This window comes from Rhizobium sp. P28RR-XV (assembly GCF_012641385.1).
In the GTDB taxonomy this organism is placed as follows: Bacteria; Pseudomonadota; Alphaproteobacteria; order Rhizobiales; family Rhizobiaceae; genus Rhizobium.
On the sequence record NZ_JABAIG010000002.1, the window covers coordinates 629,096 to 649,973 of the forward strand.

A 20,878-nucleotide genomic window follows, 5' to 3' on the forward strand; every position below is an offset into this window, starting at 1 on the left:
TGAAACGCAACCATAAGATGGTTGCAATCAAATCTCCACACGCAAAACGTCGCAGTTGCATGACAGACATTCTCGCCGGGCATTCGTGCGAAAACCCGATCTGAACGAGGAATTGGTCGAAGCCGACGTCGAGCTTCATTGTCAGCATGATTGGGGAGAAAAGATGGTGCCCAGAGCCGGAATCGAACCAGCGACACGCGGATTTTCAATCCGCTGCTCTACCAACTGAGCTATCTGGGCATCCGTGCTTCGCGTCGAAGAAAGAGCCTTGAAGGGCGCCGGGCGGTTGGTTCGCCCCGGAAGCGAGCGGGGTTATAGCATCTTGTTCGCCCATGTCCAGCCGCAAATGACTCTTTTTTAACAGGAAATCGAGTTTTGGCAATTCGCGAACAAAATGAAGGAGTTCGTAAGGTCGAGTGGCGTTGGAAAGCCGCGTTCAGTCCTGATCGGAACCTTCGGCCTTCGTCTCGTCTTCGGTCACGGGGATGGCATAGGAGCCGTTGAGCCAACGCGAAAGATCGACGGAACGGCAGCGATCCGAGCAGAAGGGATAGTGTTCGCGCACCGAAGGGCGGCCACATTCCGCGCAAGCACGCGTCTTGCGCAGCGGCTCGACCTTCGCACCAACCTTGATATCCTCACCCTTTGTCATGACTGCTATCCTTCCTGCCATCCGGCGTGGACGTCGAATCCCTCGCCTGTGAGCAGCAGCATGGTCTCATAAAGCGGCAATCCGACGACATTGGTGTAGGAACCGACAAGCTTCTGCACAAAGGAGCCGGCAAGCCCCTGAATGCCGTAGGCTCCAGCCTTGCCCCGCCATTGTCCGGAGGCGAGATACATTTCGATGTCGCGGCCGGAGAGCCGCTTGAAGCGCACCTTGGTCTCGATAACTTTCTGGCGCAGCTTGCGGTCCGGCGTGATCAGGCAGATGCCGGTATAGACGACATGGCCGCGCCCAGAGAGCAGATGCAGCGCCGCGGACGCTTCATCGACGAACTCCGCCTTGGGCAGCATGCGCCGTCCGACGGCGACGACCGTATCGGCCGAGAGAATATAACTGCCCTGCCAGGCGGCGTCGCTCTTGATCGCGGCATACGCCGCCTCGCCCTTCTCGGTCGAAAGCCGCCGCGCCAGCGAGCGCGGATGCTCCGACTTCTTCGGGGTCTCATCGATGTCCATGGGCATGAGACGCGCGGGCTCGATGCCTGACTGATGCAGGAGCTCGACGCGACGCGGCGATCCGGAAGCCAGTATCAGCTTGTGTTTCAACGCCATCAGATCTCGACCTGTCGTGCGGGAATGAGAGCCGGCTCCGGAGCATGATGCCGAAAAGTGTCGACGGCATCCGGCTCCAGCGAGCGGCGGACTACTTGAAACGGTAGGTGATGCGGCCCTTGGTCAGGTCGTAGGGGGTCATTTCCACCAGCACCTTGTCGCCGGCCAGAACGCGGATGCGGTTCTTGCGCATGCGGCCCGCGGTGTGGGCGATGATCTCATGCTCGTTTTCCAGCTTCACGCGAAACGTCGCGTTCGGCAGGAGTTCGGTGACGACACCGGGAAATTCGAGGACTTCTTCTTTCGGCATTAAAGCTTCTTTTCCTGTCGGTTGAGGCCGGTGCCCGTGATAAAAAGGCTGGGTCGCCGGAAATTTGCGCGGAAACTACACAATCGCCGCGGTTTTGTGAACCACGTTGATAAGGGTTTCTGCATTTGTTTCATTTGCAGCTCTAAAGCGAGCCGCGATGTTCCACAAGCCTGCTCTCGATGAGACCAAGAAGATAGTCCCGCACGCCGCGATAGGCATCCAGAACCTGATCGCGGGTTCCGTCCGTCGCGGAGGGGTCCATGGTCGGCCAATAGATGACGTCGATCGCATTGGCCCGCGTCAATTCCAGCGCGGCATGATGCGCCTCGGGAGACAGCGTGATGATGACATCGAAGAAATCATCCTCCAGCTCCTCCATGGTCTGCGGCTGCCGCCGGCCGAGCGAAAGCCCCATCTCGGAAAGCACGACATCGACGAAGGGATTGCGCTCGCCGGCCCGCACTCCCGCTGAGGCGATATAGGTGCCCTGCGGCAGCATCTGCCGGGCGATCGCTTCGGCCATGGGCGAACGAATGGTATTCAGGCCGCACATGAAGAGGATGGCGCCGGGGGATTTGCCGATATGCTCGATCGCCTGCGGCTCCTCCATGGCCTTCACCCGCGCCAGTAGAGCACGCAGACGAGCGTGAACAGCCGGCGAGCCGTGTCGAAATCCACGGTGATCTTGCCGTTCAGCCGGTCCATCAGCGTCTGCGAGCCTTCGTTGTGGATGCCCCGCCGGCCCATGTCGATCGCCTCGATGCGGCTGGGGGTCGCGGAGCGGATCGCCTCGTAATAGCTCTCGCAGATCATGAAATAATCCTTCACGATCCGGCGAAATGGGGTGAGCGACAGGATATGGGTGGCGACGACGACACCATCTTCCATGCGGATGTCGAAGACCAGCTTCTGGTCGACCAGCGACAGCTTGAGCAGATAAGGCCCGCCCTTGTGCCCGGCCGGCTCGAAACTGTTTTCCTCGATCAGGTCGAAAATGGCGACGGCGCGCTCATGCTCGACATCGGGCGTCGAGCGGCCGATCGTGTCGTCCAGGACCACATCGCTCAGCCGGAAGACGCCCTTGGCCATGCCTTACCCCTCGAGATTGAGGCGGATCGCGACCGATCGCGCATGTGCATCCAGCCCCTCGGAATTGGCAAGCGCGATCGCCGCCGGCCCAAGTGCGCGAAGCTGCTCCGACCCAAGCCGCAGGATCGAGGTGCGCTTGACGAAATCCAGCACGGAAAGTCCGGAGGAAAACCGCGCGGAGCGGGCCGTCGGCAGCACATGGTTCGAGCCGCCAACATAATCGCCGATCACCTCGGGCGTATGACGGCCGACGAAGATCGCACCGGCATTGCGCACACCGGCAAGCAGCGGCTCGGGATCGTCGACCGCAAGTTCCAGATGCTCGGCCGCAATGCGGTTGGCAAGCGGAATGGCCTTCTTCAGGTCGGCGACCAGGATGACCGCGCCGAAATCCCGCCAGCTCGCCGCCGCCGTCTGCGAGCGGCTGAGCCGCTTCAGCTGCCGTTCGACCGCCGCCTCCACGGCCCTGCCGAATTCGGCATCGTCGGTAATCAGGATCGATTGGGCGCTTTCGTCATGCTCGGCCTGCGCCAGAAGATCGGCGGCGATCCAATCCGGATCGTTGTTCTTGTCGGCAATGACGAGCACTTCCGAAGGCCCGGCGATCATGTCGATGCCGACGGTGCCGAACACCTGGCGCTTGGCGGCCGCCACATAGGCGTTGCCGGGACCGGTGATCTTATAGACCGGCTCGATCGTCTCGGTGCCATAGGCGAGCGCCGCGATCGCCTGCGCGCCGCCGATGCGGTAGATTTCCTCGACGCCGGCCATGCGGGCCGCAGCAAGCACGGCCGGATTGACGGCACCGTCCTTGGTCGGCACGGCGATGACGACGCGATCGACGCCGGCGACCTTCGCCGGCACGGCATTCATCAGCACCGAGCTCGGATAGCTCGCCGTGCCACCGGGCACATAGAGACCGACAGCCTCGATCGCCGTCCAGCGCGACCCCAAGCCGACGCCGAGATCGTCCTCATAGATATCGTCCTTCGGCAGCTGCCGGCGGTGATGCGATTCGATGCGGATGGCGGCGACCTTCAGCGCTCCAAGCACCTCGGCCGGAACGGCGGCAACGGCGGCATCGATCTCCGCTTCGCCGACGCGCATCGGCGTCGTGGCGAAATCGATGCCCTCGAATTTCTTGGAATAGTGAGCAAGGGCCGCATCGCCGCGCGCGCGCACATCATCGATGATGCCGCGCACCACGGCATTCACATCCTCGGACACTTCCCGCTTGGTCGTCAGGAAAGCGGCGAACTGCTGCTCGAACCCTTCCGACGCCTGATCCAGCCAGATAGCCAATGCTGATATTCCCTTCCATCGAGACCGCCTTCAGCGGCCGTATCCAACGGTTACAAGCCTATATGCCCGCATCCGGATGCCGGGGCTTATGCGCCGTTTCCCACGCGCCGCCGATATCCGCGAGCTGGGCCTCGATGCATTCGACATCGAGCGCAATCGTGGCCTTGCCGGCAAGGGCAAGCTCGATCGTGCCGTCAGGCCCGTCGCCCCGCTGATCGAAGCGGATGGCGAGCAGCGACAGCACCTCGTCGCCGTTGCGCCGGTCGATGCCGTTGGAGCGCACGGCCTGCACGCGCTTGAACACCAGCGCGGAACGATGGCGTTCGTAAGGCTTGCGGCGCTGATCCGATTGCTCCCAGCCGAAGCGGTTGGCCGCGAGCGAAAACTGCTCCTGCTTCGGCGCATAGGACATGTCGCCGACCTTGAAGACGCTATCCTGCATATAGGCAGAAATGACATCCAGGTCCTCGGTGTCGAGTGCCATTAGCTTGAGATCGCTCATTCGTCCTTTATCCCCGATCACGCCACCAGAAAAATGCGCCGGCGAAACGCCGTTTCCAGCGCTTCCCTTCTGTGGACATAGGATGCGAGCGCAAAAGACGCAACCGAAGAAAACGGGCTTGCCCGCTCTCTTGGCGCCATCGGATGGAATTAAGGCACGCCGCGCAAACCCATGTCGCGGTTTTGCGACAGCGACAGGCACAAAAGCGGGAAACTGTTCCGCAAGGCCGCGATAGGACTTAGTCGCTGATGCGCTCGACGACGGCGCCGCAGCGCGTCAGCTTGTCTTCCAGCCGCTCGAAGCCGCGATCGAGATGATAGATGCGCGACACCAGCGTCTCGCCTTCGGCGGCAAGGCCGGCGATGACCAGCGAGACGGAAGCACGAAGGTCCGTTGCCATGACGGGCGCGCCCTTCAGCTTCTCGACGCCCTCGATGCGGGCGGTCTGGCCTGACAGAGAGATCTTCGCGCCGAGGCGGGCAAGCTCCTGCACATGCATGAAGCGGTTTTCGAAGATGGTCTCGGTGATGTGAGAAATGCCGCCGGAGCGGGTCATCAGCGCCATGAACTGCGCCTGCAGGTCGGTCGGGAAGCCCGGGAACGGATCGGTGACGACGTCGACCGGCTTGATGCCGCCGCCATTGCGCATGACGCGGATACCGCTGTTGGTCGGCGAAATCGTAGCACCGGCGCGGCGCAGGCTTTCGAGCGCCGTGTCGAGCAGCGCCATATCGGTATTTTCAAGCGTGACGTCACCGCCGGCCATGGCGACGGCCATGGCATAGGTGCCTGTCTCGATCCGGTCGGGCAGCACGCGGTGACGGGCGCCGGAGAGCGAGGTGACGCCCTCGATGGTAATCGTGCTGGTGCCGGCGCCGGAAATCTTGGCGCCCATGGCGATCAGGCAGTTGGCGAGATCGACGATCTCGGGCTCGCGGGCCGCATTGCCGATGACCGTGGTGCCGCGGGCCAGCGTGGCCGCCATCATCATCACATGCGTCGCGCCGACGGAAACCTTCGGGAAGACATAGCGGGCGCCGATGAGGCCGCCCTTGGGCGCGATGGCATTGATATAGCCGGCATCGATTTCCATCGTGGCGCCGAGCGCCTCAAGACCTTCGATGAACAAATCGACCGGACGCGTGCCGATGGCGCAGCCGCCCGGCAGCGACACGCGCGCCTGTCCCTCGCGGGCGAGCAGCGGCCCGATGACCCAGAAGCTCGCGCGCATCTTGGCGACGAGTTCATAGGGCGCGGTCGTATCGACGATGGTGCGGCAGGTAAAATGGATCGTGCGGGAATAACCGTCTTCCTGGCGCTCGCGCCGGCCGTTGACGGCGACATCGACGCCGTGATTGCCGAGGATGCGCATCAAGAGCTCGACATCGGCCAGATGCGGCACGTTTTCGAGCGTCAGCGTATCGCTTGTCAGAAGCGAGGCGATCATCAGCGGCAGGGCGGCATTCTTGGCGCCGGAGATCGGAATGATACCGTTAAGCTCGTTGCCGCCGACAATCCTGATACGATCCATATAAGCAATACGGGCGAGGCCCGCCTTTCCTGATAGTTCCGAGCGCCTTGAAGTCGCGGGCGCCAGGTTTCGTGCACCTGGTAAAACGCGCTCTTTAGACGAAATAGATTAACGCATCAATTCGTTTGATGATGGGTGACATCAATCATTGCGATTCGTCCCTTTTTGCGGCGGAATCAGCATTATCCCCAGCCTTTGCAGCCGGCAGCCCATCCGTCTCGTCGGCCTGGCCGGCGCGCCGCGCCCGCACCTGCTGCTTGCGCCGCGCCAGATTCTCGCGCAGCTTCTGCGCCGCACGCTCGCGCCGCCGATCCGCTTCCGTGACCTGCTTGCCGCACACGGGCTCGCCCGCCTCGCCGGAGACCGAACCGCCCTGCAAAGCCTGCCCTTCATCGATTTTCGTCTTGTCCGCACCCATGGCTTCCTCATAGCGGAAAACCTTAGGCGCCAAAAGACCGACACATTTTTTCCAGCTATCTTTCACAGAACTTGCAATTTGCGGCTTGCACTCCGCCCCGACCTATGGCAATAGCCGCCTCGCCCAATACGGCGCACTCAAGCGGCGCCACGGAATGCTGCTATAGCTCAGGGGTAGAGCACTCCCTTGGTAAGGGAGAGGCCGAGAGTTCAAATCTCTCTAGCAGCACCAGTTTTGCCCAATTCATCAACCTACGTCCACCATCTTGGCCTTTACATAGATAAGGTCCTTCCAGTTGCGCCCATTAAAGGCTAGCTTCTTAGTATCGACTGATAGGTGCGGATGATAGCCGATGCAGAACGCGCGAACTGCGAGTCATTTGAGGAATCATCTCAAGGGTGAGATGATAGAATCTCAATTTCCAAGCAATAAACAAGAAGCTCGGGACGCCTCGAGCATTTCAATTATTTCACAATGACGCAACTTAGTTTCCTTGAGATCCTAGAAAGATCAACGGTCGATGCTTTAATTAAGCCAGATCAGATTTTTGATAGCGAAGATTGGAAGTTCATAACGGAACAGCCTGAGAATACGCGATTCGAACGGAAGTCTGCGCGAGCCAAAGCGGAGGTTTTTGCTATCTGCCTGTCTGCTTTTGGCAACGGTCCCGCGGTCGAGGGCGGCGTTGTAGCCATCGGAATAGAAAACGATGGTGCCGTGACCGCGATCATTGTGCCGGCGGTCGCTTCAAAACACGAAGGGTGGCTGTGAGAAACAAGAACGGTGAAGAGGACTTCATCATTCTTGTTAGAGTCTATTTTGTTGACGACAAACTCGTAGAACTTACAAATGGCGATGCTTATTGTCGCGAGTCTGATCGACCTAGGAAGCTAACAGACGCGGAAAAACAAGAAGTCCGGATCAACAAGGGCGAACGTGCATTTGAGCTTGAGCCTTGTCCTCTCGAATGGCCAGATGACTTCCGACAAAATATCATCGACAGGTTTGTTAAAACCGTTCGCGATGCACGTGATGGTTCTGACGAAATTGACCGTATCGATATTCTTGAAGCAATGCGGCTTGGGAAAGTTAGAGAAGGAAAATTCGTTCCAAATAACGTTTGCGCATTAATGTTTGCAAAGGATCCTCAACAGGTTTTCCCGGGCTCGTATGTTCATTTCCTTCGTTATGTTGGAAATGAGGAGAAATCAGGCAAGGAATACAATGTAATTAAGGATCGTATGATCCAAGGATCCCTGTTGGATGTCATTAAAGATGCAGCTGCAACAATTGACGCAAATCTTCGCGAATTTACTGAGTTCAGGCATGGCAAATTCTACAGCGTGCCGGAATATCCACACGACGCTTGGTATGAATTGCTGGTAAACGCATGCGTGCACCGATCCTACCACGCAAAGACGCAGCCCATCTTCGTCAAACTCTTTGATGATCGTCTAGTAATATCAAATCCGGGAACGTTTATGCCGTCAATAAACCCGGATAACTTTATCCATAAGCCTCGAAATCCATTCTTGATGTTCGTACTCCGTGAATACGGGGAGGTTCGCTGCATTAGCGAAGGAACAAAGCGGATAAGACGCGAACTGCAAAATGCGAAGCTGCCACCAATATCTTATCTTGAATCGCCGTCTAGCGTAACAGCTACAATGTACAACGATATTGTAAATCGAACAAATACACTGGATAGCGAAGCTTACAAGATCCTTGGAGAAGCAATTTCTTTTTCCATTGACCTCGAAGAGCGAAAAATTATCAACTATCTTGCGGAAAATCATAAAATTAACGTGAGCCAGGCCCTTAGAATACTAAGTACCGCTGATTGGCATACAGCAAAAAATAGACTCCATAGGCTTGCGAAACGCGGAATTCTTGACTTTGTTACCCCCAAGGACCGTGATCCCAATGCGCACTATCGGCTAGCTCAAAAAAAGCAGTAATAAATCAATATATTGGCTAGTCACTTCTAACTAGAATTGAAGCCTTTGGATGGTCTCTAGCACGAGGCGTACCTCTTTGCACCATCGCAACGCAGCCCCCACCCCAATTCCGCTGCAATCCCCCGTTTAAACCCTTCTCCCATCACATCCTTCTTGGCCCGGGAGAGCAACCCTCAATGTCGAAACTACGCGTCGCCGTTCTGTTTGGCGGTCAGTCCAGCGAGCATGAGGTTTCCGTCATGTCGGCCCGCAATGTCGTCAAGGCGATCGATGGCGCGAGATATGAGATCGTTCCGATCCTGATCGATCGCGCCGGGCGCTGGCTGCTGGTGGAGGAAAAGGGCGGCGTGCTGCCGGAGCCGATTGCCTATGAGGGCACGGAAGTCTGCCTGGTTCCGGGCGGCAAGGGGCGGCTGATGGCGCTGGAGGGCGCTGGCGCGCACGAGCTGCCCGTGGTCGATGTGCTGTTTCCGGTGCTGCATGGGCTGAACGGCGAGGATGGCTCCATTCAGGGCCTTGCCCAGATCGTCGGCCTGCCCCTCGTCGGCTGCGGCATTCTGGGCTCGGCCAACGCGATCGACAAGGACATGGCAAAGCGCCTGCTGCGCGAGGCCGGCCTGCCGGTGGCCCGCTCCGTCACGCTGACGCGCGGCGACAAGCCTGATTTCGATGCGATCGCAGCCACGCTCGGTTCGCCCGTCTTCGTCAAGCCGACGCGCCAGGGATCATCGGTCGGGGTCAGCAAGGTGCAGGATGCCGCAGCATTTGAAGCAGCACTTGCCGAGGCCTTCCGGCATGACCGCAAGGTGCTGGTGGAAGAATTCGTGCGCGCCCGCGAGATCGAATGCGCCGTTCTGGAAGAGCCTGACGGTACGCTCTTCGTTTCCGTGCCGGGCGAGATCGCCACGGCGGCGACGCACGGCTTCTATTCCTACGAGGCGAAATATCTCGATCAGGATGGCGCCGTCGTCACCGTGCCCGCGGATATTCCGGCCGGGACGGCCGACGTGCTGAAGCGCATGGCGGCGGATGGTTTTCGCGCGCTCGGATGCGAGGGCTTGGCGCGCGTCGATTTCTTTGTGCGGCCGGATCAGAGCCCGGATCAAAGCATTGTCATCAACGAGATCAACACCATGCCCGGCTTCACCAATATCAGCATGTATCCCAAGGCCATGGGCGCCTCGGGCATTTCCTATCCGGAGCTGATCAGCCGGCTGATCGAGCACGGGCTTGCGCGGGCGCGACGAGCCTAATTCAGCTCGCCATGCCCTCGAGCGTCAAACCTTTTCCGTCTTCTTGGTCTTGACCTTCGGCTCGACAGGCGCATCCGGCGTCGGTGCCAGCAGCTTTCTGAGCGAGGCGATCTTGTCCTTCACCAGCGGGCGGAAGCGGCTGGCGCGGTAGGGCATGTCGGCGGCGCCATAGCCTTCCGGGCCGTCATCGTTGCCGCGATGGATCTCCTCCAGCTTCACGCCGATGAATGTGCCGTCGATATAATGGGTGTATTCGCCGACCCAGCGGATCGTATAGATCGTCCCCTTGCGGATCAGCTGATCGATGCTGACATGCTTGAACTTGTCATCGATACAGACGACCTTCTGACCCACATGGAAACCGTAACTCACACTGCCCTCCTTGAAGCGGCCGAAGCAACCGGCTGCATCGTTGCGATACAAGCATAGCCGCATATGCGCTGCCGAGTAAACGCGGGCAGACGTCGCAGCCCGGCTGGATGAAATGGCAGGCAGTTGCATAGGGACAGGTTGGCCCCTCATCCGTCCTCTCACAGTTTCGCTTCGCTCAACTGTTCTAGTCCACCTTCTCCCCGCACGCGGGGCGAAGGGGCTTGGCGGGATCGCCCCCTCTCCCCGTCAAAACGGGGAGAGGGTTGGGGTGAGGGGCGCTTTTTGTTTCATATGCTATCGCCTGCTCCAATGGCGGAAGGGGTTGTGCGACAGCGATCTCATCGGCGACGGGCCGACATGACTCAGTGACAAAGCAACCCGTTGACATCCTTCATGGAAGGCTGAAGATTGCGCGCCAGAAGAGCAACCGCAAGGCCTCACGTCCATTTCCTTATCCGATACCCGCAAGGCCCGCTGAAGGCTTCTCCGCCAATGCCCACCCTCCGCCTTATCGCTGATGATTTGACCGGCGCGCTCGATACGGCTGTCGAATTCGTCGGCGTCTATGGGCCGATCGAGGTGGAGCGCGGCGATGCACTTCCGGCGAGCCTGCCGGATTGCCTTGCGATCGACAGCGGCACCCGCGAGAAAACGGCTGCCGAAGCGGCAGCCATCCTCAGTGGCATTGCGCCGCTGCTGCAGGGCGCCGATCTCGCCTTCAAGAAGGTGGACAGCCTGTTTCGCGGCCCCTGGGCGGCGGAACTCGCGGCCTGCTTTCGGCTCGGCCACTGGCGGCACTGCATTCTCGCGCCGGCCTTTCCGCATCATGGGCGGCACACAAGGGGCGGACGGCAGGTGCTGTTTGCCGGGAAGGATGCCTGGCGCGACGTCAGTGGCGATCTCGCCGCTCATTTACGGGCAGAGGGATTGCCGGCCTTCAACACGGCTCTCGACCGGACCTCCGTCGATGGCGTTGAAAACCAGCCCATTCCGGATGGCATCCATGTTTTCGATGCCCATTCGGACGACGATCTGGACGCTGTCATCGCCTGGGTATCATCGCGCCTGGAGGGACCGGTCCTCTGGAGCGGCACCGGCGGGCTAGCCCGAGCACTAGCGCGCAATATCGATCTCGTGAGGCATCGTCGCACTCAGGCCGAAAGAGACGCAGGTGAACAGCTGCCCTCACCCACTGTCCCCATCTCACGCAGGCTGCAAAGGCCGGTGCTTGGCCTGTTCGGCTCGGACCAGCCGATTACGCTCGCGCAGCTCCAGGCCTGCGGCCCCAACTGGCTGAAGCTTGCCGAAGGCGCTGATGCCGATGCCGTCGATCATCAAATCCAGCAAAGCGGCGTCGCGATGGTCAGCATCGATCTGCCGGCGGGGCTCGCGCGCGACGATGCGGCAAGACGGATCGAGGCGACCTTCGGCGGCATGGCCAAGGCACTGCCCGCTCCAGGCACATTGATTGTCGCTGGCGGCGAAACCCTGCGAAACCTATGCTCGGCGCTCGACGTGACAGCCCTCAGCATCACCGGCCAGGCAGCGCCGGGCCTGCCCCGCTCCACCATCGTCGGCGGCCCCTGGCAAGGCACCACGGTGATCTCCAAATCAGGCGCATTCGGCGGCCCTACCCTATGGCGCGATCTCTTGAGTGAAAACGGGCTGATTGCCGGAGGAGAAGAACCATGACGCGACACCTGGCAATCACCATGGGCGACCCCGCCGGCATCGGCCCGGAAATCATCGTCAAGGCCGCAGCCCGGCTGAAGGACAGGATTGACGAAGGTAAGTTAAAGATTACAATTATCGGCAGCGGCCCAGCCCTGCGCCTCGCCGAACGGCAGCTCGGCCCCGATATCGAAATCCCGGAAGCCGAGATGGAGGGCGATTGGCCGAACCTCTGCTTCATCCAGGCCGATGCCGAGGGAGAGCCGATCCTGCCGGGCCGGCTTTCTGCAGATGGTGGACGCATGGCCTATAAGGCGATCGAGAAGGGCGTTCAGCTTGCCATGTCTGGCAAGGTCGGCGGCATCGTCACCGCGCCACTCAACAAGGAAGCGCTGAACAAGGCCGGCTTCCATTATGCCGGCCATACCGAGCTTTTGGCCGAGCTGACAGGCGCGCGCGGCTCGGTGATGATGCTGGCCCATGGCAACATGCGCGTCAGCCACGTCACCACGCATGTCGCGCTGGAGGATGTGCCGAAGCGCCTGACGCCCGAGCGGCTGCGGCTCGTCATCGACCTCACGCATAAGGCGCTCAAAAATCTTGGCATCGCCAAGCCGAAGATCGCGGTGGCGGCGCTCAATCCGCATGCCGGCGAAGGCGGCCTCTTCGGCAGGCAGGATATCGATATTTCCGCGCCCACCATCGCCAAGGCCGTATCCGAGGGCCTCGACATCGTCGGCCCCGTCCCCGGCGATACCGTCTTCGTCAAGCTGCGCGCCGGCCAATATGACGCTGTTGTCGCCATGTATCACGATCAGGGACATATCCCGGTCAAGCTCTTGGGTTTCGAAATCGACCCGGCGACGGGAAAATGGATTGACCTTTCCGGCGTCAACATCACGCTCGGCCTGCCGATCGTGCGCACCTCCGTCGACCACGGCACCGCCTTCGACATCGCCGGCAAGGGCATCGCCAATGAGCGCAGCCTGATCGAGGCGATCGAATTCGCCGAAAGGCTCGCGGGCGGTTGAGATAGATTTGCTGCGTCTCCGCGTATGCCGGACCTCTGACACCTTCCTCTGCCGCTCCGCTTACCTACGGCGACTTGAAAAGCACTTTTTCAAATCCACCTGTCGGCATCCCGCTCTATCGAACGTCCTCTGGCAGCTTAGCTAAAGAAAGCTATCCGAGAGAGGAGCACATTATGTCCAAGATTGCCCCGTGCCTGTGGTTTGCGCGCGAAGCGGAGGAAGCAGCGAATTTCTACGTTTCGCTCTTCCCGGACTCCAGAATCGATCATGTTCAGAGGAATATCGTCGACACGCCGGCCGGAAAGTCCGATCAGGTTCTGGTCGTCAGCTTTACGCTTGCCGGACAGCGCTTCATGGCGATGAACGGCGGCAGCCACGTCGAGTTCACCCATGCGATCTCGCTCGAGGTCGATTGCGCCGACCAAGCTGAAGTCGACAGGCTCTGGAACGGGCTGACTGATGGGGGAGCGGCCGTTCAATGCGGCTGGCTCAAGGATCGCTACGGCATTTCCTGGCAGATCGTGCCGAGTGTGCTCGGCAAATATATCGCCGATCCGGACCCGGCCAAGGCGGCCCGCGTCATGCAGGCGATGATGGAGATGGTGAAGCTCGATATTGCCGAGCTTGAGGCCGCCTATCGCGACTGAGCGACCATTCGGGGGATTGTGCCATGCGTGCGATCCCCCGAAGACATTCTGAAATTCCCTGCAATTTCAGCGGTTCAGACCAATGCCGCTGCCCGTAAGACTTGCGGCAGGTCGATGCTTGGAATACCGTCCGATACAGACTCGCCGAAAGCGGGTTTCGACACCATTTCAAGCAATTGGACTGCCGCGGCCGTTCAAGCACGACCCGGCGGGAAACGGCCGATTTCATGCAGCAGCAACGGGACCGCATTGATCTCACCGGACGCGATTATACCGCGATCTATGCACTGAGCGACATCCATGGCTGCCACGACGAGATGGCGGAGGCTGAAAGACGCATCGTTGCCGATGCCCGCTCCCTTCCCGGCCGCAAGCTTTTGATGTTTCTCGGCGATTATGTCGATCGCGGCCCGCGCTCCAGCGACGTGCTGGCGCATCTCAGCGCGCCGCCACCGGAAGGCTTCGACCGCTACGCGCTTTGCGGCAATCACGACGATGTCTTCCTGCATTTTCTCGATGATCCCGATACCAATGTCCATTGGCTCGAATTCGGCGCGCTGCCGACGCTCGCCTCCTATGGCATCGACGCCAGGCACATACTTTTCGACCTTGGCTATAGCATCCGGCAATTGCGCGACATGACGCTGAAGGCGATGCCGCCAGCGCATGTCGATCTGCTGCGGTCGCTCGCCGCAGCCGTCACATTCGGCTCGACGCTCTTTGTTCATGCCGGCGTCAGGCCCGGTATTCCCTTCAGGGATCAGACGGACGAGGATTTGATGTGGATCCGTGAGCCCTTCCTGTCGGAAGGACCGCGACTGCCGATTTTGGTGGTCCACGGGCATACGCCTGACTCCCATCCGACTTTCGGCATAGGCCGCATCGGCATCGATACGGCCGTTTCCATGGGCGGAAGCCTGACGATCCTCAAGATCGCCGATGGCAGGCAGACCACCCTGCCGCCGATCCGAACAACCCAAACGAAAACCCCGGCCTGAGACCGGGGTTTCTTAAGATGCCCTATTCCGCCGCCACAGCCGGCGGCAGATGGATGGTATTCTGCTCCTCCTCGTCGGCCTGCTCCTTGGCCGGCGGTTCCGCCGACTTGCTCTTCGGCTCGCGGCCGAAGAACAGGGCGTAGCCGGCGGGCAAAACGAAGATCGTCAGCACGGTCGCGACCAGAATGCCGCCCATCATGGCGTAGGCGAGCGGCCCCCAGAAGACGCCGCGCGAGATCGGGATCAGCGCGAGTACGGCCGTCAGCGCCGTCAGCATGATCGGCCGGAAACGACGCACGGCCGAGCCGATGATTGCTTCCTTCCGATCCATGCCCGCCGCGATATCCTGGTCGATCTGGTCGACGAGGATGATCGAGTTGCGGATGATGATGCCGAGCAGCGCGATGACGCCGAGGATCGCCACGAAGCCGAAGGGCGCACCGCTGATCAAGAGGGCGCCTGCCGCACCGATGATGCCGAGCGGGCCAGTGGCGAGCACCAGCATCGCCTTGCCGAAGTGCTGCAGCTGCGCCATCAAAAGCACGACGATGATGACGAGCATGATCGGCGCCTTGGCGGCGATCGAGGCCTGGCTTTCGGCGCTGTCTTCGGCGCCGCCCTGGATCTCGATCTTGTAGCCGGCCGGCAGGCTGTTCCTGAGATCGGCCATGTCGTTGTAGAGCTTGGCCGTCACATCGTTCGACTGCACATTGTCGGGCAGGGTCGCCCGCACGCTGATGGTCGGCAGGCGGTCACGGCGCCATTCTATGCTCTGCTCCATCACGGGCACGATCTTGGCAACCTGCGACAGCGGCACGAATCCGCCGCTATCGGTGGGGATATAGACCGAGTTCACCGAGGTCAGCAGATGACGGCTTGCGTCCGGCTCGCGGGCGACGATCCCGACGGTTTCTTCGCCCTCGCGATAATTGTCGAGGGTGACGCCGGACATCGAGGCCTGCAGCATCTGGCGGATGCGCTGCGAGGTAACACCGAGAGCGCGGGCGCGATCCTGATCGATCACCAGCTTCATCGCCGGCACCGGCTCGAGCCAGTCGTCATGGATGGCGCCGAGCAACGGATTCTGAGAGAAGCGCTGCTTCACCTCGTCGGCAATGTGGCGAACCTCCTGCCGGTCGGGACCCATGACGCGCAGCTGCACGGGCCAGCCTGTCGGCGGACCGAGGAACAGGCGGTCGACCTTGCCGCGGACCGACGGGAAATCCGCCGCCAGGATGCCGCGCATCTTGGTGATCAGCCGCTCGCGGGCCGGCTCGTCCTTGGCCATGACAAGCATCTGGGCATAGTTCGGGTTGGTGAGCTGCTGATCGAGCGGCAGGAAGAAGCGCGGCGCGCCCTGGCCGACATAGGTGGCGATGAAGCGCTTGTCCGGATCATCGGCCATGCGGGCTTCCAGCGCCTGTGCCTGCCGTTCGACTTCCTTGATGCTGGTGCCCTCGGGCAGCCAAAGATCGACGAGGATTTCCGGACGCGACGACTGCGGGAAGAAATTCTGCGGAATGAACTGGAAGGACCACAGGCTGCCGACGAAGGCGGCAAGCGTCAGGAGCAGTACGATGACGCGGTGACGCACGGCCCAGGTGACCGACGCCCGCAGGCGGCGATAGAAGCGCGTATCGAAAACGTCATGATGCTCGCCCGCATGGTGACGCTGCTTGAGGATCATGTAGCCGAGCCATGGCGTGAAATAGACGGCCACGAACCAGGAGACGACGAGCGCGATACCAACGACGTAGAAGAGCGTGCGGACATATTCGCCGGCCGTCGATGCCGCAAAACCCACCGGAATGAAGCCTGCGGTCGTGATCAACGTGCCCGTCAGCATCGGGAAGGCGGTCGAGGAATAGGCGAAGCTGGCGGCATCGAGCTTCACGAGCCCCTCCTCCAGCTTGCGCTCCATGAGCTCGACCACGATCATGGCGTCGTCGACCAGCAGGCCGAGCGCGATGATGAGCGCGCCGAGCGAAATGCGCTGCAGGTCGATGCCGAACTCGTACATGATGGCGAAGGTCGCGGCCAGCACCAGCGGAATGGCGATGGCAATGACGAGGCCGGAACGCCAGCCGATCGACAGGAACGAGACGATCAGCACGATGACGAGAGCTTCGCCGAGCGCATGCATGAATTCGCTGATTGCGTCGGTGACGACGTCAGGCTGGTTGGCGATCTGGTCGACCTGAACGCCGACCGGCAGCGAGGCTTCGAACCGCTTGTAGGTTTCCTCGACGGACGTACCGACATCGGTCACCTTGTAGCCGTTGGCCATGACGACGCCCAGCTGCACGCTCGGATGGCCGTTATACAGGAACTTGGCCGTGTAGGGGTCCTGCAGACCGGCGGTGACGATGGCGATATCACCGAGACGGGTCACCTGGCCGCCCGCATTGAGCCGGAGGTTCTTGATGTCCTCGATCTTGTTGACATCGCCCTCGACCGAGATGCGCACCGAGCGCGTGCTGGTATCGACGGTGCCCGCCGGATCAACATTGTTCTGGCCGACAATGGCGTTCTTCAGGTCGTTGAGCGTCAACCCGCGCTCGGCCAGAACCTTGGAGGAGACATCGATATAGATCTGCTCCGCCTGGTCGCCGATGATGGTGGCCTTCTCGACACCCGGCGTCGAAAGCAGCATGTCGCGGGCCTGGATGGCGAATTTCTTCAGCTCCGGATAGGTGTAGCCGTCGCCGCTGATCGAATGCAGCGTGATGAAAGTATCGCCGAATTCATCGTTGAAATACGGACCGAGCAGGCCGGACGGCAGCTCGTTGCCGATATCGCCGATCTTCTTGCGGATCTGGTAGAAGGCGTCCTTCACCTCAGCGGTGTTGGTGTCGCCCTTGATCTGGATGGTGGTGATGGCAAAGCCGGCGCGGGTATAGGATTTGACCCAATCGAGATGCGGCGTTTCCTGCAGCTTGCGCTCGATCTTGTTGACCACCTGGTCTTCCATGTCCTGCAGCGAAGCGCCGGGCCACACGGTCTGCACGACCATGACGCGGAAGGTGAAATCCGGATCTTCCTTCTGGCCCATATGGGTCAGGCCGAGCGCGCCGGCGATGATGATGAGCCCGAACAGGAACCGCGCGATGCTTGGATGGGCGATCGCCCAGCGCGACAGGTTGAAACGCTTCCTCTCGCCGGAGGTGCTATTGATGGACATGATGTCGTCCCCTTCGATCCGGGTCAGCGTACGATATCCGCCGAAGCGGCTTTGGTTTCCGCGGAGGCCTGCTGAGCGCCAGCGCTCGGGACCTTGACCTTCATGTTCTCGGTCATGAATTGCGTACCGGCGGCAATGACGACATCGCCGGTTTTCAGGCCATCGGCGACGCGCACGCCATCATCGGCGAAATCGGCGATCTTGACGGCGCGGGAATGGACGGTGCCGGCATTGCGGTCGACGAGCCAGACGATCTGTTGCCCGTCCTTCTGCGCAAGGGCGCTCAGCGGAATGGAAACGTACGGTTTCGTATTGCCGGCGAGCGCTTCGATGGTCGCGGTCATGCCGAGCAGCACGCGCGGATCATTCGGCAGGCTCACGCGCACCGCAAACGTGCGCGACTGATCGGCACTGCCCGATACTTCCCGCACCTTTCCATCCAGAACGAGAGCTGAGTCGGACCAGAAGCGCGCCTTGACGTCCTTGCCGGTCTTGAATTGGGCGATGTCCATTTCCGGCACGGCGACCTGCACTTCCTTCTCGCCATCGACAGCAACGGTAATGACCGGCGTGCCGGAACTGACCACCTGGCCGACATCGGCATTGATTGCAGTCACGATGCCGTTCATGTCCGAGGTCAGGTCGGCATAGGCGACCTGGTTCTTGGCCTCGGTCAGCGCCGAAGCCGCGGAATCACGCGTCGAAACGGCTTGTTCATAGGAGAGTTCGGCCTGTTCGAGCTGCGACTTGGAGGTGACGTTCTTATCGAACAGCGTCTGCGCACGTGTGCGGGCAAGCTCGGTCGTCTGCACCTGCTTTTCCGCCGAATCCAGATCAGCCTGCGAACGGCGCACGGCAAGGACATAATCGGTCGCATCCATGCGGGCGAGCACATCACCGGGCTTCACCCTCTGGCCGATATCCACCTTGCGTTCGACGATCTTGCCATTGACGCGGAAGCCGAGGTTCATCTCGGTGCGGGCGCGCACGGCACCCGAATAATCGAGCTTGCGTGTCGTGTCCGCCTGGGCGATCTCGACCACCTTCACCGGCCGGATCACCTCCGCCGCCTCTTCCTTCTTCTCGTTGCAGCCGGAGAGCGTCAGCGCAAATGCGGCAAAAAGCGCCGCGCCGGCTACGGTCCGTAGGGTGTTGGTCGTCAGCGAAACCATGTCGCTCTCCTAAAGTCGAACAAAAGAGTGGAAGCACGCCGGCCATCCGGTGCGCGCATTGCTATTTCTTCAAGGCCCTGATGGCGAATTCGATGAGATCCTCGGGCTCGGCCCGGTTTGTCTTGGCGAGGCACTGGGCCACCATCTGCGGGTGACAGAGATTGATGGTCGCCGCGCCGAAACATTTGGACGCGACATAGGGGTCCTGCTCGACGAACTCACCGGCGGCAATGCCCTCCGCAATGATCTCGGCGATCAGATCGTGGATGCTGTCGATATGTTTTTCGATGACGTGCCAATCGCGCTCGATGGCGACAACGACCATCTCGTGAACCTTCTGCTCGTCGAGCATGGCCTCCATCGTCATCCTGTACTGGGCCATGGTATAGGCCCGCAGCCGATCGGCGGCGCTGATGGGCTGATTGCGGATGGCAAGCGCCATCTGGTAGCTCTGGCCGAGCATGCGCCCACAGATAGCCTGATGGATTTCCGTCTTGGAGCCAAAAAACCGGTAGATATTCGCCGTCGACATGCCGAGATCGCGCGCGATGTCGGCCACGTTCGTCTTGCTGTAGCCATAGTGGCGAAACAGCTTTTCGGCGGCATCGAGAATACGCGTGACGTTTTCCTGGCGGGCAGGATCGGCGCTAACGTCGGAAAGATCGAGCATGAGCAGGCCTGATGGTTTACGAGTGACGATTTTCAATTTTCGTCACTCGTAAACCATCAGAGCGCCGATGTCAATGAAGCCGCCCGCAACCTGGGCGGCTTTTAGATGCTATTGAATAAACCGAGGATGCGCCGAACAACTTGAAACAAGAGTTAAATCATCGACAACGCTCCTCGCGGAACGCAGCGAAAGTGTCCGGCATTTTGTCGCAGCAGCGAAAGTCGCCCGCTCAGGCGCTCATAAGCGTTGGATGAAAGCGTCGAAGGCTGAAAAAGCCGACGAACACAATCACCACCAGCAGCGCCACCTGCGCAGCTAATATCGGCGGCTCGTTGCCATTCGGCGCCAGCGCATTGAGGACCGATATCTTCTGGAACGACTGAACGATCAGCACGAGACAGTTGAAGAAGAGCAGCACCAGGGCGCCGATCACGAAGACGGGACGCCAGATGCCGGAAAGACGAAACCTGTAGCGTGCCAGCGCCGTCGGGATGAAGATCAGAAGACAGACGGTGCCGACGATGATCGCCGGCGTGACACTGTGAAACGGGAGCAGAAAGCCCGTCAGGCTGGTAAGAACGGTGGTCAGCATATAGACGAGCGTCGATCGATTATGACGGTTGCCCGCGAGAAACCCCTGGGCCACGACGACGCCGCTGACGATGGCAATCAAGCTTATGACGACATGAATTAAGAGAATTCCAGACATTCGCCCCTCCCCTTAAAGCACCGCATTTCAGTGAAAATGACAGCGCAAAGCCCACGGTGGAGGGACCATACACTAAACGCGCCGCGCCAGCCAGCGCGACGCGAAAGGCTGAAACGGCCGCTTAGGCGGCGTGAACTTCCAGAGAGATCGGAACGGAAGCAAGCGCCTTGGAAACCGGGCAACCCGCCTTCGCCTTGTTGGCAAGCTCGGTGAAAGTTGCCTCGTCGGCGCCGGGAACCTTGCCCGTCAGCGTCAGATGGATCGCGGTGATGGCGAAACCGCCTTCGACGCTTTCAAGCGTGACCTTGGCCGTCGTCTCCATGCTTTCGGCGGTGAAGCCTGCCTCATTCAGGATCAGCGACAGGGCCATGGTGAAGCAACCGGCATGCGCAGCGCCGATCAACTCTTCCGGATTGGTGCCGGGAACGCCTTCGAACCGGCTGGCAAAGCCGTAAGGATAATGATTGAGCGCGCCGCTCTGCGTCGAGATCTGACCCTTGCCGTCCTTCAAACCGCCGGACCATTGGGCCGAACCTGTACGATTGATCTGCATGTCGTCCTCCTTATCGTTGAATGAACTTAGGGAAGCGAAACCCGCCTCCCCCTGATGATCGACGGCAAGCGGCCTGGCCGCCTGCACCGACACCATATTCCTTCTATCCGTTGAAGACGACGCCGCCGTAACAGAAGCGGCGTCGATCCGGAAAAGGCAATCGCACCCTCTCAATCATCATACAAGAATGTTGCCAATGTATGATGATTATCGTATCATGATTTCAATACGGT

The 20,878-nt window shown here is 60.3% G+C and carries 22 protein-coding genes and 2 tRNA genes; 8 read left to right on the forward strand and 16 right to left on the reverse strand.

The genetic code is table 11. From position 1 onward, the window contains the following. Window positions 1–164: 164 nt before the first annotated feature. The 10 genes from HGP12_RS06630 to HGP12_RS06675 form a co-directional block, all read right to left on the reverse strand. Window positions 165–240, reverse strand: a tRNA-Phe gene (locus HGP12_RS06630). 196 nt (window positions 241–436) lie between these two features. Next, window positions 437–652, reverse strand: a complete 216-nt coding sequence (gene yacG, locus HGP12_RS06635; RefSeq protein ID WP_168838039.1) for a DNA gyrase inhibitor YacG — start codon at window positions 650–652, stop codon at window positions 437–439. 5 nt (window positions 653–657) lie between these two features. After that, window positions 658–1,278, reverse strand: coding sequence for a Maf-like protein (locus HGP12_RS06640; protein WP_168838038.1), 621 nt, complete (start codon window positions 1,276–1,278; stop codon window positions 658–660). Between the two features lie 91 nt (window positions 1,279–1,369). Then, window positions 1,370–1,588, reverse strand: a complete 219-nt coding sequence (gene infA, locus HGP12_RS06645; protein ID WP_004117876.1) for a translation initiation factor IF-1 — start codon at window positions 1,586–1,588, stop codon at window positions 1,370–1,372. Window positions 1,589–1,730: 142 nt separating this feature from the next. After that, complete coding sequence (locus HGP12_RS06650; protein WP_168838037.1) at window positions 1,731–2,198, reverse strand: low molecular weight phosphatase family protein; 468 nt, start codon at window positions 2,196–2,198, stop codon at window positions 1,731–1,733. Between the two features lie 5 nt (window positions 2,199–2,203). Continuing rightward, window positions 2,204–2,677: a UPF0262 family protein gene (locus HGP12_RS06655; protein WP_168838036.1), complete on the reverse strand. Its 474-nt coding sequence runs from the start codon at window positions 2,675–2,677 to the stop codon at window positions 2,204–2,206. 3 nt (window positions 2,678–2,680) lie between these two features. Then, window positions 2,681–3,979, reverse strand: coding sequence for a histidinol dehydrogenase (gene hisD / locus HGP12_RS06660; RefSeq protein WP_168838035.1), 1,299 nt, complete (start codon window positions 3,977–3,979; stop codon window positions 2,681–2,683). Between the two features lie 58 nt (window positions 3,980–4,037). Next, window positions 4,038–4,481, reverse strand: a complete 444-nt coding sequence (locus HGP12_RS06665; RefSeq protein ID WP_168838034.1) for a DUF2948 family protein — start codon at window positions 4,479–4,481, stop codon at window positions 4,038–4,040. A gap of 238 nt (window positions 4,482–4,719) precedes the next feature. After that, on the reverse strand, window positions 4,720–6,012 hold the full coding sequence (gene murA, locus HGP12_RS06670) for a UDP-N-acetylglucosamine 1-carboxyvinyltransferase (protein ID WP_168838033.1): 1,293 nt from the start codon (window positions 6,010–6,012) through the stop codon (window positions 4,720–4,722). 145 nt (window positions 6,013–6,157) lie between these two features. Continuing rightward, window positions 6,158–6,430 carry a hypothetical protein gene (locus tag HGP12_RS06675; protein ID WP_246703259.1) on the reverse strand — a complete coding sequence of 91 codons (273 nt, stop codon included), beginning with the start codon at window positions 6,428–6,430 and terminating at the stop codon, window positions 6,158–6,160. Window positions 6,431–6,586: 156 nt separating this feature from the next. Between HGP12_RS06675 and HGP12_RS06680 the strand changes: the two genes are divergently transcribed. From HGP12_RS06680 to HGP12_RS06695, 4 genes are all read left to right on the forward strand, one after another. Then, a tRNA-Thr gene (locus tag HGP12_RS06680) sits at window positions 6,587–6,661 on the forward strand. Window positions 6,662–6,904: 243 nt separating this feature from the next. Further along, window positions 6,905–7,201, forward strand: a complete 297-nt coding sequence (locus tag HGP12_RS06685) for a helix-turn-helix domain-containing protein (protein ID WP_168838032.1) — start codon at window positions 6,905–6,907, stop codon at window positions 7,199–7,201. Beyond that, the gene (locus tag HGP12_RS34610) at window positions 7,198–8,388 is read left to right on the forward strand and encodes an ATP-binding protein (protein ID WP_168838031.1); all 1,191 of its coding nucleotides are present in this window, start codon (window positions 7,198–7,200) and stop codon (window positions 8,386–8,388) included. The genes HGP12_RS06685 and HGP12_RS34610 overlap by 4 nt, the downstream gene beginning before the upstream one ends. 176 nt (window positions 8,389–8,564) lie before the next feature. Further along, window positions 8,565–9,641, forward strand: coding sequence for a D-alanine--D-alanine ligase family protein (locus HGP12_RS06695; RefSeq protein ID WP_168838030.1), 1,077 nt, complete (start codon window positions 8,565–8,567; stop codon window positions 9,639–9,641). 24 nt (window positions 9,642–9,665) lie between these two features. Here the strand turns inward: HGP12_RS06695 and HGP12_RS06700 are convergent, their stop codons facing one another. Further along, complete coding sequence (locus HGP12_RS06700; protein ID WP_168838029.1) at window positions 9,666–10,013, reverse strand: CAP-Gly domain protein; 348 nt, start codon at window positions 10,011–10,013, stop codon at window positions 9,666–9,668. Between the two features lie 492 nt (window positions 10,014–10,505). On the opposite strand from HGP12_RS06700, the gene HGP12_RS06705 reads away from it, so the two are divergent. The 4 genes from HGP12_RS06705 to HGP12_RS06720 all read left to right on the forward strand — a co-directional run bounded on the left by HGP12_RS06705 (window position 10,506) and on the right by HGP12_RS06720 (window position 14,360). Beyond that, window positions 10,506–11,705, forward strand: a complete 1,200-nt coding sequence (locus HGP12_RS06705; protein ID WP_168838028.1) for a four-carbon acid sugar kinase family protein — start codon at window positions 10,506–10,508, stop codon at window positions 11,703–11,705. Further along, on the forward strand, window positions 11,702–12,715 hold the full coding sequence (pdxA, locus tag HGP12_RS06710) for a 4-hydroxythreonine-4-phosphate dehydrogenase PdxA (RefSeq protein ID WP_168838027.1): 1,014 nt from the start codon (window positions 11,702–11,704) through the stop codon (window positions 12,713–12,715). Before HGP12_RS06705 ends, pdxA begins: the two co-directional genes overlap by 4 nt. 173 nt (window positions 12,716–12,888) lie before the next feature. Next, window positions 12,889–13,362: a VOC family protein gene (locus tag HGP12_RS06715; RefSeq protein WP_168838026.1), complete on the forward strand. Its 474-nt coding sequence runs from the start codon at window positions 12,889–12,891 to the stop codon at window positions 13,360–13,362. A 227-nt stretch (window positions 13,363–13,589) separates the two neighbouring features. Next, a complete protein-coding gene (locus HGP12_RS06720) occupies window positions 13,590–14,360 on the forward strand; it encodes a metallophosphoesterase (protein WP_168838025.1) in 771 nt (256 codons plus the stop codon). A 22-nt stretch (window positions 14,361–14,382) separates the two neighbouring features. Here the strand turns inward: HGP12_RS06720 and HGP12_RS06725 are convergent, their stop codons facing one another. From HGP12_RS06725 to HGP12_RS06745, 5 genes are all read right to left on the reverse strand, one after another. Then, complete coding sequence (locus HGP12_RS06725) at window positions 14,383–17,541, reverse strand: efflux RND transporter permease subunit (RefSeq protein WP_168838024.1); 3,159 nt, start codon at window positions 17,539–17,541, stop codon at window positions 14,383–14,385. A 23-nt stretch (window positions 17,542–17,564) separates the two neighbouring features. After that, window positions 17,565–18,713 (reverse strand): efflux RND transporter periplasmic adaptor subunit, encoded by a 1,149-nt coding sequence (locus HGP12_RS06730; RefSeq protein WP_168838023.1) that lies wholly within the window; start codon window positions 18,711–18,713, stop codon window positions 17,565–17,567. A 61-nt stretch (window positions 18,714–18,774) separates the two neighbouring features. Then, window positions 18,775–19,383, reverse strand: coding sequence for a TetR family transcriptional regulator (locus tag HGP12_RS06735; RefSeq protein ID WP_168838576.1), 609 nt, complete (start codon window positions 19,381–19,383; stop codon window positions 18,775–18,777). Between the two features lie 229 nt (window positions 19,384–19,612). After that, window positions 19,613–20,092, reverse strand: a complete 480-nt coding sequence (locus HGP12_RS06740; protein WP_168838022.1) for a hypothetical protein — start codon at window positions 20,090–20,092, stop codon at window positions 19,613–19,615. Between the two features lie 121 nt (window positions 20,093–20,213). Beyond that, window positions 20,214–20,645 (reverse strand): OsmC family protein, encoded by a 432-nt coding sequence (locus HGP12_RS06745; protein WP_104824404.1) that lies wholly within the window; start codon window positions 20,643–20,645, stop codon window positions 20,214–20,216. Between the last annotated feature and the right edge of the window lie 233 nt (window positions 20,646–20,878).